This window comes from Neorhizobium sp. LjRoot104, from assembly GCF_964253725.1.
In the GTDB taxonomy this organism is placed as follows: Bacteria; Pseudomonadota; Alphaproteobacteria; order Rhizobiales; family Rhizobiaceae; genus Neorhizobium.
Map to the genome: position 1 here is coordinate 1508204 of NZ_CAXURS020000001.1, position 13540 is coordinate 1521743.

The 13540-nt window shown below is 62.2% G+C and carries 11 protein-coding genes; 6 read left to right on the forward strand and 5 right to left on the reverse strand.

What is annotated here, in order from left to right; translation table 11 throughout:
• Positions 1-30 precede the first annotated feature (30 nt).
• Positions 31-936: a DMT family transporter gene (locus tag ACSQ8R_RS07740; protein ID WP_436252812.1), complete on the reverse strand. Its 906-nt coding sequence runs from the start codon at positions 934-936 to the stop codon at positions 31-33.
• Positions 937-1184: 248 nt separating this feature from the next.
• On the opposite strand from ACSQ8R_RS07740, the gene ACSQ8R_RS07745 reads away from it, so the two are divergent.
• Positions 1185-3746 carry a methyl-accepting chemotaxis protein gene (locus ACSQ8R_RS07745; protein WP_436252813.1) on the forward strand — a complete coding sequence of 854 codons (2562 nt, stop codon included), beginning with the start codon at positions 1185-1187 and terminating at the stop codon, positions 3744-3746.
• A 124-nt stretch (positions 3747-3870) separates the two neighbouring features.
• Complete coding sequence (locus tag ACSQ8R_RS07750) at positions 3871-4641, forward strand: SDR family oxidoreductase (RefSeq protein ID WP_436252814.1); 771 nt, start codon at positions 3871-3873, stop codon at positions 4639-4641.
• Positions 4642-4670: 29 nt separating this feature from the next.
• On the opposite strand, the gene moaA is transcribed toward ACSQ8R_RS07750, so the two are convergent.
• On the reverse strand, positions 4671-5660 hold the full coding sequence (gene moaA, locus ACSQ8R_RS07755) for a GTP 3',8-cyclase MoaA (RefSeq protein WP_436255406.1): 990 nt from the start codon (positions 5658-5660) through the stop codon (positions 4671-4673).
• Between the two features lie 220 nt (positions 5661-5880).
• On the opposite strand from moaA, the gene ACSQ8R_RS07760 reads away from it, so the two are divergent.
• The gene (locus ACSQ8R_RS07760; protein WP_436252815.1) at positions 5881-6255 is read left to right on the forward strand and encodes a gamma-butyrobetaine hydroxylase-like domain-containing protein; all 375 of its coding nucleotides are present in this window, start codon (positions 5881-5883) and stop codon (positions 6253-6255) included.
• A gap of 7 nt (positions 6256-6262) precedes the next feature.
• Here ACSQ8R_RS07760 and ACSQ8R_RS07765 read toward each other — a convergent pair whose 3' ends face one another.
• Complete coding sequence (locus ACSQ8R_RS07765) at positions 6263-6742, reverse strand: MarR family winged helix-turn-helix transcriptional regulator (protein WP_436252816.1); 480 nt, start codon at positions 6740-6742, stop codon at positions 6263-6265.
• Between the two features lie 47 nt (positions 6743-6789).
• Here ACSQ8R_RS07765 and ACSQ8R_RS07770 point away from each other — a divergent pair, with 47 nt between their 5' ends.
• Positions 6790-7731: an alpha/beta hydrolase gene (locus ACSQ8R_RS07770; RefSeq protein WP_436252817.1), complete on the forward strand. Its 942-nt coding sequence runs from the start codon at positions 6790-6792 to the stop codon at positions 7729-7731.
• A 68-nt stretch (positions 7732-7799) separates the two neighbouring features.
• The gene (locus ACSQ8R_RS07775; RefSeq protein WP_436252818.1) at positions 7800-8408 is read left to right on the forward strand and encodes a pyridoxamine 5'-phosphate oxidase family protein; all 609 of its coding nucleotides are present in this window, start codon (positions 7800-7802) and stop codon (positions 8406-8408) included.
• Positions 8409-8453: 45 nt separating this feature from the next.
• Here ACSQ8R_RS07775 and ACSQ8R_RS07780 read toward each other — a convergent pair whose 3' ends face one another.
• Positions 8454-9524: a GGDEF domain-containing protein gene (locus tag ACSQ8R_RS07780; protein WP_436252819.1), complete on the reverse strand. Its 1071-nt coding sequence runs from the start codon at positions 9522-9524 to the stop codon at positions 8454-8456.
• A 292-nt stretch (positions 9525-9816) separates the two neighbouring features.
• Positions 9817-11208 (reverse strand): class II fumarate hydratase, encoded by a 1392-nt coding sequence (gene fumC, locus ACSQ8R_RS07785; protein WP_436252820.1) that lies wholly within the window; start codon positions 11206-11208, stop codon positions 9817-9819.
• A gap of 381 nt (positions 11209-11589) precedes the next feature.
• On the opposite strand from fumC, the gene ACSQ8R_RS07790 reads away from it, so the two are divergent.
• Positions 11590-13527 carry a L,D-transpeptidase family protein gene (locus ACSQ8R_RS07790; protein WP_436252821.1) on the forward strand — a complete coding sequence of 646 codons (1938 nt, stop codon included), beginning with the start codon at positions 11590-11592 and terminating at the stop codon, positions 13525-13527.
• The last annotated feature ends 13 nt before the right edge of the window (positions 13528-13540 follow it).

Consider the following 13540-nt stretch of genomic DNA (forward strand, 5'->3'; position numbering starts at 1 on the left):
CTTTCGGCCCTTCCGCTCCGGCTCTTCCTCTCAGGCCGGCGGGGCGGCGGCGGCTTTGTCTGTGGTCATGCCCCGCCGCTGGCGCTCGCGATAGAAGGTATAGAGGCCGGAACCGATAACCACTGCCGCGCCCGCTAGCATATAGGCGTCCGGACGTTCGCCGAAGGCGAAAATGCCAATGACCAGGGCCCAGAGCAGGCTGGTATAGCGGAAGGGCGCAATGAAGGAGATCTCCCCCGTTCGCATCGACTGGATGATCGCCTGGTAGCCTGCGAATACCAGCACGGACGCAATTGCCAGGTGTCCCAGCGCATAGGCGCTGACTGGCTGCCATCCGCCCGTGGGTACGATCAGGATTGCCCCGAGAACAGTGTTGGCGAGGGACGTGAAGAGCGTCACCGTCAACGAAGGGATGTCCGCCTTTATGCGCTTGGTGGTAAGATCGCGGCATGCCGTAAAACAGCAAGCGCCGACGGCGAGCAGGGCCGCCGGCGTGAAGCCTTCCGGGCCCGGGCGAATGATGATGAGCACGCCGAGGAAGCCGACGCCGATTGCCGTCCAGCGCCGCCAGCCGACCGGCTCGCTCAAGAAAAGCGCCGCCCCCAACGTCACCGCAAGCGGCAATGCCTGCATGATCGACGACATCGCGGCAAATTCAATACGGGCAAGTGCTGAGAGGAAAGTCAGGGTGGCGCCAAGTTCGAAGAAAGTCCGCAGCAGCACCAGCGGATGCATGATCGCCTTTGCAGAGAGGGTCACGCCCATGTAGCGCGCCACGCAGAAGATCAGCACCGTTGCCATGACGCCGCGCACAGCCATGATCTGGGGAATGCTGAGCTCCGGGGTGACCGACTTTACCAGCGCGTCGTTGCAGGTGAAAGCCGCCATGGCGAGCGCCATGAACAGTGCGCCCCGCGAATTTTCAGACCATGCCATCTGCGAGATTCCTCCGGTACCCGGTCTCTTAAAGCAACGGCTTACGCGTCGCCAGCCCGATTGCCTCCCGGGCGGTACTCTTTCGGGTAGAACCAGAACGAAATGTAAGGGTCCCGAATTAACCGTTGTTCAACCGAATTTGATGATTGTAAATCGCATTCGTTTCCGCATGACGCTGGAATCGTGCCGTTGCCGTTTCGCGAATGCCGCTGACGCGAAAGCCGCATCTGGTTTGCAGTGGGGGAAAAATGTCCTTTATCGATCGTCTTCTTCAGAGCCGCAGGATCGTCACCAAGGTCCTTCTTTTTGTCATACCGCTGGTGCTTTTGATCGCCGGGGTCGGCCTTGCGGGTTATTACACGGCCAGCATGCTGAACGGTCATATGACCGTGACGCGTGCGACGATCGAGAACATCGGTGATTTCGAAAATCTCCAGGCGGTTCTCCAGGAATTCAACAGCAAGCCCGACAATGCGTCGCTTGCCGCCTTGAAGGCGGCGATCGACAAGCAGGAGAGCGGCGTCAATGTCCTCGAGGATCTGCTGGTTACCGACGGCGACCACGAACGTATCGCCGTCGTCATCGGCCTCGCGCCGAAGATGCGCACCGAGACTGACATGCTCTGGAAGATCAAGCAGAGGCGCGACGAAAATGCTGCAGCGCTCGACGACAGCATCGACGACGTGCGCACCGTGGCGACGGGGGTCTCGGATCAGGTTGCCAATGTCCGCAAGCAGTTCGAAGGCAAGGAAAAATTCGCCAAGGGCATGGTGCTGGAAGCCTATGCCTACAAGGCGATCGCCGAACAGATTGGTGAGCTTCGCAATTCCGTCAAGGAAACCGGCACGGACGACGGCGCGATCAGCACAGCCGACATGTATCTCGGCATACTGGACAAGACGTTCCAGGAGGTTCAGGCCTTCCTCACCCCGAACGGCATCAAGCAGCTGAAGCCGATCAACGACGCGATCAGTGCTCTTGCCGCCACCATCAAGGGCAATCAGGACGTTCCGGAAAAGGCGCAGGCGGTGCGCGACACCGTCGCCGGCATGGAGAAATTCCAGGCCAAAATGGAAGCGGAGGTCACCAGCAAGGCCGGCAATGCAGCCAGCCGTTTCGCCAATATCGAGGGCGAGGTTGCCAGCCTGCGCACGCTTCTCGACCGCAGCGCCGAATCGCTTCGCCTGATCGACGCCATGCAGCTCTACGTCGAGCGGTTGCGCGCCACGCAGACGGAGGACGCGCGCAAGGTCGTCCTCGACGTCATCGCCAGGCTGAAGGCCGCCAGCGCAGAAGTTTCCGAACTCGCCAGAAACCCTGCCATGCGCGAGTTCTCGACGACGCTTCAGCCTCGCCTGAAATCGATCGAGGAGGACACCGCCAAGCTCCTCACCATCGCCGCCGACTGGAAAAAGGCGCGTGCCGCCGCCGGCGAAACCCTGACGGGCGGCATGGCAGGACTCAAGAATTTTGTCGCCCAGGCCCAGGAGGTCGGTAAGGAAGACAGCGAGCGTTCCGCCCAGCTGTCGCTCGTTGCCATGGTGGTCGGCACCTTGCTCGCCATTGCCGGCGGCCTGATGCTGGTGGAAACGCTGCGCGGACCGCTGCGCCGCGTCACCGAAGTGATGAAGCGGCTCGCCGACGGCGATCTCGAGGTCAGGATCGAAGGCCGCGAACGTGGCGACGAGATCGGCGACATGGTTCGCTCGGTCACCGTCTTCCGTGATGCAGCGGTCGAAAATGTCCGTCTCGAGCAGGACGCCGCCGCAGCCCGAGAGCTCTCGACCGCCGAGTCCGAGCGCCGCGCCTCCGAGCGTGCCCGCATCGCCGGGGAGCAGCGCCAGGCGCTGAACGCGCTCAACGACATGCTCGGCAAACTTGCCGAGGGCGACCTCGAGCGCAGCATGGACGAAAACCTGCCGGAAGACTTCATCGAGATGGCGCGCACTTACAACCAGGCTGTCGAGGCGCTCCGTGCCACGCTCGCCGACGTGCGCTCGACCGCGGAGGAAATCGATGGCGGCACCGGCAATCTCGCCGCTTCGGCGGACGATCTTGCCCGCCGCACGGAACAGCAGGCGGCAGCCCTCGAGGAAAGTTCGCGCGCACTGCGCCACCTCAGCGAAATCGTCCGCTCGACGGCCGAAAGTGCCAAGCAGACGTCCGTCTCGGTCAACGAGACGGAAGATTTCGCGGTCCGCTCCGGCGAGGTCGTATCCCGCGCCGTCGATGCCATGGGCGAGATCAGCCGCTCCTCGGAAAAGATCGCGACCATCATCGGGGTTATCGACGAGATCGCCTTCCAGACCAATCTTCTGGCGCTGAATGCCGGCGTCGAGGCAGCCCGCGCCGGCGAGGCAGGCCGCGGCTTTGCGGTCGTCGCCCAGGAAGTCCGTGAACTGGCGCAGCGCTGCGCCGGTGCTGCCCGCGAAATCAAGGGCCTCATCTCGTTGAGCTCGTCACAGGTCAGCAACGGCGTGCATCTCGTCGAGGAGACGGGTACGGCCCTCACCGAGATCATCACGCACATCACCGATGTCCGCAAACTGGTGTCCCAGATTTCGGCGGCCACCGGCGAGCAGTCGACCGGCATCAGCGAAGTCACCAAGGCCGTGCAGGAAGTCGAGCTGATCACCCAGCGCAACGCGGCCATGGTCGAGGAAAACAATGCCGAGATCCACGGCCTGCGCCGGCGCGTGGAAATGCTGTCGGAAAAGATCGAGCGCTTCAAGACGCGCGATCCGAACGTCAACTTCCACGCCGGCGCCAACGAACGCCGGGGAGGCTTCCGCCGCAGCGACGCGGCCTGAGGCTGCTTCGAAAGCCGGGACGAAAGTTCCGGCTTTTTTATTGGGCGTCCGGAAACGGGTGGTCTGCGAGGGTCCGATCTGGGATTTCAATGTTCGCAACTCAGCGAACAGCAAAGGAATTCCCATGAAAACCCTCGACGGAAAGATCGCCATCGTGACCGGCGCAAGCGCCGGCATCGGCCGCGCCGCAGCCAGGCTCTTTGCCAGCGAAGGCGCTAGCTTGGTCGTCACGGCCAGACGGGCTGAACTTCTCGGCATGTTGGTGGAGGAGATCGAAGCGGCAGGCGGCAAGGCAGTGGCGCTCGCCGGCGACGTCCGCGACGAGGATCTGCAGCAGCGACTGGTTGCGACGGCGGTGGACCGCTTCGGCGGGCTTGACATCGCCTTCAACAATGCCGGCGGCACGGTGGGTTACGGACCGGTGACCGAGACCTCCGCCGATGACTGGCGCGCAACGCTCGACCTCAACCTGACCAGCGGTTTCCTCGCCGCCAAACACCAGGCTCCCGCCATGATCGCGCGAGGCGGTGGCTCGATCATCTTCACCTCCACCTTCGTCGGGCACAGTGCGGGAATGCCGGGCATGGGCGCTTATGCGGCGGCGAAGGCCGGCCTGACCGGACTGGTCCAGGTCCTGGCGGCGGAGCTTGGAGCGCATGGCGTTCGCGTTAACGCGCTTCTGCCGGGCGGCGTCGATACCGATGCCAACCCGATCAACTTCCCAGACGCGCCGTCTGAAACGGTCAGCTTCATCAACGGCCTGCACGCACTCAAACGGGTTGCGCAGCCGGAGGAGATCGCCAAGGTGGCCTTATTCCTGGGATCGGACATGGCGAGCTTTGTCACAGGCTCCGCCATGCTCGCCGACGGCGGCGTTTCGATCACCAGGACTTGAGAACCTGAGGACTAAGCCGGCGGCGAGACTCACCCGCCGGTGACGCTCATGTGGCGGGCGACGGCGGGGCGTTTGTGGGTACGGTCGATGATGAAATCGTGGCCCTTGGGCTTGCGGGTGATCGCCTCGTCGATCGCGGCCGAGAGATAATCGTCGTTCTCGGACGCTCGCAGCGCGGTGCGCAGGTCGGCCGCGTCATTCTGGCCGAGGCACATGTAGAGCGTGCCGGTGCAGGTAAGCCGCACGCGGTTGCAGCTCTCGCAGAAATTATGGGTCATCGGGGTGATGAAGCCGAGGCGCCCGCCGGTTTCCTTCACCTCGACATAGCGGGCAGGGCCGCCGGTCTTGTAGGGGATTTCGCTCAGCGTGAACTGTTGTTCGAGATCGGCGCGCAGTTTGGACAGCGGCAGGTACTGGTCGGTGCGGTCCTCGTCGATCTCGCCCATCGGCATGGTCTCGATGACCGTCATGTCCATGCCGCGGCCATGCGCGAAACGCAGCATGTCGGCGATCTCGAATTCGTTGAAGTCCTTCAGCGCCACGGCGTTGAGCTTGATCTTCAGCCCGGCCTTCTGGGCGGCGTCGATGCCTTCCATGACCTTGTGGAAATCGCCCCAGCGGGTGATCGCCTTGAATTTTTCCGGGTTCAGCGTGTCGAGCGACACGTTGATGCGGCGCACGCCGCTGTCGTAGAGTTCGTCGGCATATTTCGCGAGCTGGGAGCCGTTGGTGGTCAGCGTCAGCTCGTCGAGTGCGCCGTCCTTCACGTGCTGGCCGAGCTCGCGCACCAGGAACATGATGTTCTTGCGCACCAGCGGCTCGCCACCCGTAAGCCTGATCTTGCGAACGCCCTTGGAAATGAAGGCGGAACAGAGCCTGTTCAGCTCCTCCAGGGTCAGCAGGTCCTTTTTCGGCAGGAAGGTCATGTTTTCCGCCATGCAATAGGTGCAGCGGAAATCGCAGCGGTCGGTGACCGAAACGCGCAGATAGGTGACCGCGCGGCCGAACGGATCGATCATCGGCGCCTTGTCGGCGATGATGGGCGCTGCACCTGCGACCGGTCCTGCAAAACTGTTCACGTGGTAATCTCCCTTGCCCCGAAAGTGGGGGTTTCGAGCCTTCGCGTCAAGTATACGACAGTTGGTCTGGATGAACAGGCTGGCCATAAAACTGCTTGCGGCGAAACGCCGTAGCTCATAATCCTCCGCCAGGCATATGACAATCGGGAGCCTGAAAAGCATGAGCGACATCTGGCCGACGGAACTGCGGGTCTCCAAGGACCGCCACACGCTGAACGTTGCGTTTAGCGACGGCGCGGCTTTTCCACTGCCGGCCGAAACGATGCGCGTGCTGTCGCCTTCGGCGGAAGTGCAGGGCCATGGCCCGGGCCAGAAGGTGACCGTTCCCGGCAAGCGCAATGTCGGCATCGCAGCGATCACCCCGGCCGGCAATTACGCGGTGCGGATCCGCTTCGACGACGGCCATGACAGCGGCATCTTCACCTGGCCATACCTGCGCGAACTCGGCGAACGCGGTGCCGAGATGTTTGCCGACTATGAGCGGGATCTCGCCGAAAAGGGTCTCTCCCGCGATCCGCCGCAGAGAACGCGGTAAGCGTTGATCAGGCCGGTTCGCGGCTGTCCTCGCGGATTTCCGATTGCAGGGTGACGATCAGTCGTTCCATGGACTCCGCCATCGCCATGCATTGATCCAGCGGCTCGGAGGAGAGCGTCCGCTCGATCAGCGCCGTCTGGATGCCCATCGCCGCTTCCGTCACCGAGCGGCCTTCCTCCGTCAGGTAGAGGCGCAGCACACGCTTGTCCTGCTTGTCGCCGCGCCGTTCGATCAGCCCGCGCTTTTCCATCAGCGGCAGCGCCATGCTCATGTTGGAACGCCCCACCAGCAGCTTGCGGGCAAGCTCCTGCTGCGAGATCCCCTCGAACCGGTAGAGATTGATCAGGATGTCGAGATGCGGCGGCTTGATGTCGAGTTCGGTCAGCTCGCGGGTCAGCACGGTTTGCATCAACTGGCAGGCGCGGGCGACGGCAATCCAACTGCGGAAACGCGGATGATCCCAAAGCAGGGATTGATTTTTGTTCATGATTGTACTTTATTGTTCAGCATTGAACATTATTGGGTTTTCTCACTATGCCATCCTTTGCACTCAAGGTCACCCGTTTCGGATTTGCTGCCGTGGGGCGGCCTTTGCCCGGAACCGCTGCCAGGCTGGCCTTTAGGCTCTTCTGCCTGACGCCGTCGCGCCGTGCCAGGGGCGACAAGGCGAGGGCGATGGAGAACGCGGGAAAGGAGCGGCTCTCGGCCGCCCAGAAGATCGCGCTTGCCGTCGGAAGGTCGACCGTGATGGCCTATCGCTTCAATGGCGACGGCAAGCCCGGCCGGCCGCGTTATCTGGTCGTGCACGGCTGGGGCTCCAGTGCCGCCTATATCGCTGCCCTGCCGGCGGGTCTTGCCGAAACCGGAGCCGAGGTCGTGGTGCTCGATTTTCCAGGCCATGGGCTTTCCAGCGGCCGCAGCCTCAACATGCGCCAGGCCGTCGAGGCGATCGTTGCCGCTGAGAAGCGGTTCGGCCATTTCGATGCGGCGGTGGGGCATTCGTTCGGCGGTGCGAGCATGATGCTTGCGGCCGGCGGGGTGATGAAGGGGGTCGGTGCGATCTCTCCGTCGAAGCTGGTGGTGATCGGCGCACCGAGCCATATCCATTGGCTGTTCGACGATTTTTCGCGGATGGTCGGCTTGCCGCCGCGCGTCAAGGCGCAGTTGATCCGACAGGCGGAGACGGTAGCCGGCGCCTCGCTTGATGACTTCGACACGGTGGCGAGCGCCGCACGGCTCGGAACGCCCCTGCTGGTCGTGCATGCCGAGGAGGACAAGGAGGTCGCCGCTGAGCACGCCCGCCGCTTCGAGGGGCTCGCCACGGCACGGCTCGAATGGGCAAATGGCCTCGGGCATCGCCGGATCGTCAGCGATCGCGGCGTGATCAGGACGATTGCCGGCTTCCTTGCGGATGATGGCCGTCAGATGCGCGGGACCTCCTCCGTCGGAAATACCGGCGACGACGCGGCTGCTTGATCCACAGGGGACGTCATCATAGTGTCGCCCGCGCGGGCTAAGGCCCGCCGATATCGAAAGGGCGAGCCATGACCATCATCACATCCGTCGAGGAACTGAAGGCGATCTATGACGGTGTCTCGGAAGCCTCGCTCGCCAAGGTGACGAAGACGCTCACCCCGCAATACCGGCAGATGATCGAAGCCTCGCCCTTCGTCGCATTCGCGACCGTCGGGCCGGAAGGGTTGGACTGCTCGCCCCGCGGCGATCTCGGCGGCGCCGTCCGCATCAGGGACGATTCGACGCTGCTTCTGCCCGACTGGCGCGGCAACAACCGCATCGATTCGCTGATCAATATCGTTCGCGACCCGCGCGTGGCGCTGATGTTTCTCGTCCCTGGCTCGACGACGACGATGCGTATCAACGGCCGCGCCGTCATCTCCCTGGACCCCGCGCTGCTCGACAGCTTCGAGATGGATGGCCGGCATCCGCGCAGCGTCACGGTCATCACCATCAACGAGGTCTATTTCCAATGCGCCCGCGCGCTGATGCGGGCGGAGCTGTGGAACCCGGAACATTTTGTCGATCCGAAGAGCCTGCCTACTCCCGGCACGCTTCTGAAGGCCGCCAAGGCCGATTTCGACAAGGAAACCTACGACCGCGAATGGCCGGAGCGCGCCGCCAAAACGATGTGGTGACCCGCTCGGGTTCGTTCAGCGGGCCTTCCCAGGAAACGGGCAAACTTATTTCCGGTAGATCAGCCAGCTCTTGCCGACATAGTCCTTCTTCATTCCGTCATCATAGAAGGCCGAGCGGTTACGGCCGGAGTTCTTGGCATTGTAAAGGGCCGTATCGGCATTGGCGTAGAGTTCGCCGGGATCGCTCGCCTGCGAGGCCATCGCAAACCCGAGGGAGATGGTGACCGGGCCGTAGTCGATGCCTGAGCGCGAATTGCGGAAGATCCGGGTTTCAAGGGCGCGGCGGATCCGTTCGCAGATGATCATCACTTCTTCCGGCGTATTGCCCTCGACGATGATTGCAAACTCCTCCCCGCCGGAGCGGGCGACGAAGACATCCTTGCGGACGTTCGAGCGGATTACGGAGGCAACGGTCGCAAGGATCTTGTCGCCGACCGGATGGCCATAGCTGTCGTTGATCTTCTTGAAATTGTCGATATCGGCCAGCACCAGTGCGGTGACCGGCAGGAGTGCCGTATTGTCGTAAGTCGCCGCAAGGCGTTCGTCGAAGGCGCGGCGGTTGGCGATCCGGGTCAGCGAGTCGGTGTTGGCGATACGCTTGTATTCATCGAGTTCCCGGCGGACCTGGTCCATTTCCTGCGAGCGCTCCACGACACCGCCGACGGTCCTCTCGCCATGCGCCATCGTGCTGCCCGTCGCCTCGCTCAGGAGCACCAGCGCGCTGGTCAGCAGGTCGTTCGAAAAGTTACTCTTGGAGTTGATCCGCTGAGCGGTTTCTCCAAGCAGTTTGCCATAGCTTTCGAGCGAGCTCTGTTCCTGACGCAACAGTTTCAGGAGCGCGTCGAGTTCGCCAAGAAGCCGGGTATGGGCGTCTTCGATGACCGCCACTTGGCCCGTTCCGAGATAGCGATGCGAAAGCGCGTCCAGTTCCTCCTGCGTCGCGCGGCTTCCGAGCGCGGCCAGATCGCGGGTCAGATCGGGGTTGGAACCGATATAGGCCTCGTAAAAAAGCTGATAGTTACGAGGGATCGGCGCGACGCCCATCGAACGCACCGCATAGATGATCTGGCCGATCAGATCGCTAGATTGCGCTCTCGGCGCCGTTGCCGTCGTCATCGACGATCCCCACTAGATCCCACCTGTATGCTATTAAATGAATTAGTATGTGAAAAATGTTGGAAAAGAATTAAGGGGTACGATCTGAAGAGCTTGTTCTTAAACTTATTTCGCATTTCTGAAACACCCGATTTTCCATCAAAATTAATGGGTTTGCAGACTTGGAGCCCGAAAGGATATTCACCGTCAGAAAGTTGATATATTATCGGAATTAATCAATTTGGACTGACCGCAAGAGAAAGCCCGCCATGCGGAAGGCGGGCTTGTGCGTTATATTGTCAGTCGGATAAGCTTATTTAGGGCCGATCATGTTTTCAGGGCGGACATACTGGTCGAACTCCTCGTTCGTCAGGTACCCGCCGCCAACCGCTTCTTCGCGCAGCGTCGTGCCGTTCTTGTGGGCGGTCTTGGCAATCTTGGCGCAGATGTCGTAGCCGAGTCTGGTGTTGAGAGCGGTGACCAGCATCAGCGAGTTTTCGACGCCCTTCCTGATATTGTCCTCACGGGCCTCGATGCCGACCACGCAATTGTCGGTGAAGGAGACGGCGGCGTCGCCGAGCAGTTGCACCGATTGCAGGAAATTGTAGGCCATCATCGGATTGTAGACGTTGAGCTCGAAATGGCCCTGGCTGCCGGCGAAGGTGAGCGCCGCATGGTTGCCGAAGATATGGGCGCAGACCTGGGTGAGCGCTTCCGACTGGGTCGGGTTGACCTTGCCCGGCATGATCGACGAGCCCGGCTCGTTTTCCGGCAGCGACAGCTCGCCAAGGCCGGCACGCGGGCCGGAGCCGAGGAAACGGATGTCGTTGGCGATCTTGAAGAGCGCGGCGGCGGCGGCGTTGATCGCGCCATGTGCGAAAACCATCGAGTCATGCGAGGCGAGCGCCTCGAACTTGTTGGGCGCCGTCACGAAGGGCAGGCCGGTGATCTTCGAGATTTCCTCGGCGACCTTTTCGGCGAATCCGACCGGGGCGTTGAGGCCGGTACCGACCGCCGTACCGCCCTGGGCAAGCTTGGAGAGTGCCGGAAGCGTCAGTTCGATATTGGCAATCGCCGAGCCGACCTGCGCCGCATAACCGGAAAATTCCTGGCCGAGCGTCAGCGGCGTGGCGTCCTGCGTATGGGTGCGGCCGATCTTGATGATGTGGGAGAAGGCCTTGACCTTCACTTCCAGCGCCTCGTGCAGATGCTTCAGCGACGGAATGAGATGGCGCACGATGGTTTCGACGCAGGCGATGTGCATGGCCGTCGGATAGGTATCGTTCGACGACTGGCTCATGTTGACGTGGTCGTTCGGATGCACCGGCTTCTTGGAACCCATCACGCCGCCGAGCATTTCGATCGCCCGGTTGGAGATCACCTCGTTGGCGTTCATGTTCGACTGGGTGCCGGAACCGGTCTGCCAGACGACCAGCGGGAAGTGATCGTCGAGCTTGCCGTCGATGACTTCCTGGGCCGCATCGACGATGACTTTGCCGATCGAGGCGTCGAGACCGCCGAGTTCCATGTTGGCGCGGGCAGCTGCCTGCTTGACGATGCCGAGCGCACGAACGACCGGAAGCGGCTGCTTTTCCCAACCGATCTTGAAGTTGCCGAGCGAGCGCTGTGCCTGGGCGCCCCAATACCGGTCGCTCGCAACTTCGATCGGGCCAAACGTATCGGTTTCGGTGCGGGTCGATGCCATCTTCGCTGCCTCTTTTTGCTCGTGGTCGCTGCCGGTGTCTTGAAAGATCAACAACGCGTTACCGCGTCGGAGCCGGCCGGCGGCATTACTATACGATTGGTGGACGTCCGCAAGCCGCCGAAACAGGCTTTTTGGTACGCTTTCGTCGTGCCTTTTATGACACGGATCGCGGAATTATACAGGGGAATCCACCCTGTGGCCGGGTGCTTGTCGACCGCCGTCAGTAAAAATTTAACGAATAGTTTCTTAACCTTCCGGCTGCGCACCGATGCTGTTTCCGGCGGAGCCGAAATCCTCCGGTCACTCGGGCGTTTCTTTCCATCCCTCACGCGATCGGTTAGATGGCGTGATACATATTCGAGCCCGCGGATCAAGACGCGGATGCAGGTGACGGGGACGACATTGCAGCACAAACACAAAAAAACTTCGATCGCATTGGCGCTCGTCTCCGGTATCTCGATGTTTACCGGTGCTGCCGTTCCGGCACATGCCGTGACCCTTCTCGACCTCCTGCGCGGCGGTCCCGGCGCGGAACGGGCAAGACGGGCCGATAACGGCCTGCCGGGCGTCGGCGGCAATACCGGCATGCCGACCGAGCGCAGCCTCGCCGACCCCGAGCCGTTGCCGAAAGTCTCCGGTCCTCGATACTACACGTACAAGCCGGATGCCGAACGGGCTGTAAAAACGGCCGGCTTTGCTGCAGCCGCTGCGACGGACGGCACCCGCTTCATCACCGAGGCCCGGGTTTCGGCGCCGGCGGAAATCGCAGCCGCTCTCGAGGCCTTCTACAGCAAGGCTGCCGAGCCCGTGTGGGTTTCAGGAGGCGACGTCAATGAGAAGGCGAGGGGTGTGCTGTCGCTCTTCGAGCGCGCCGGCGAATACGGTCTCGAACCGGCGGACTACATCCTGCCGGTCCCGACTCTGACCACTGCAAGCGTCGCAGCGCCGACGGATGCGGCCGCCCCCATCAATGTTTCCGCGACGACATCTGCTCCGGTTTCCGCCGCCGACAGCCACGACCGCGCGCTGATGCAGTTTGAACTGGCGCTGTCGGAAAAGGTGCTGATATTCGCGCAGGACATGATGCGCGGCCGCATCGATCCGAACAAGCTGTCCGGTTTCCACGACTTCAAGCGCAAGGACGTCAAGCTCGCGCTCGTCCTGCCTTTCGCGCAGACCGGTACCGATGCCGCGGCATATCTTGAAGATCTCGCACCAAAGAGCCCTCAGTTCCAGGCGCTGAAGGCCGAGCTTGCAACGCTGCGCGCCGCGGCCGCCGATGACGGTCCGCAGATCTCGCTGCCGAGCGACATTCTCCTGAAGCCGGGCAAGAGCAGCCCGGATATGGCGGGCATCATCGCCGCCATCCAGCGCACCGGTTCGGAAGCGCTGAAGACCAAGCATGCGGCGACGCTGACGGCCTACCAGCAGACCCCGGACTACACGCCGGAACTCGTCGATCTGGTGAAGTCCTTCCAGGCGGAAGTCGGCCTCAAGGCCGATGGCGTCATCGGCAATGCGACCGTGCGCAAGATGGTCGGCCATACGTCGAGGGACAAGATCGAGAAGGTCGAAGTCGCCATGGAGCAGGCGCGCTGGCTGCCGGACGATCTCGGCCAGCGTTATGTCTTCATCAACCAGCCGGCCTTCATGGCCTATTACCATGACCGCGGCGCCGAACAGTTCTCGATGCGCGTCGTGGTCGGCAGCAAGGCCAACCAGACTTTCTTCTTCCAGGACGAAATCGAAACGGTCGAGTTCAATCCCTACTGGGGCGTGCCGCAGTCGATCATCATCAACGAGATGCTGCCGCACCTGCGCCAGGATCCGAGTTATCTCGACCGAATGGGTTATGAGGTATCGGTGGGCGGCAGGGCGGTCCCGTCGAGCAGCGTCAACTGGTTCGGCTCCACCGAGAAGATCTCCGTGCGTCAGCCGCCATCGAGCGACAACGCGCTCGGCGACCTGAAAATCCTGTTCCCGAACAGCCATGCGATCTACATGCATGACACGCCTTCGAAGAGCTTCTTCCAGCGCGACATGCGGGCGCTGAGCCACGGCTGCGTGCGGCTCGCCGAACCACGCAAGATGGCGGCCGCCGTACTCGGCACGACGATCGACGACGTGAACGGACGGATCGCCGCCGGCCAGAACGTCGCCGCCAAGGTGCCGGTCAGGATCCCGGTCTACGTCGCCTACTTCACTGCCTGGCCGAACAAGGACGGCAAGGTCGAGTATTTCGACGACGTCTATGGCCGCGACGATGCGACGGCGAAGGCTTTTGCCGCAACGACCAAGGTCCGCGCGGCCCAGAGTTAAGATCGGCTTTCCG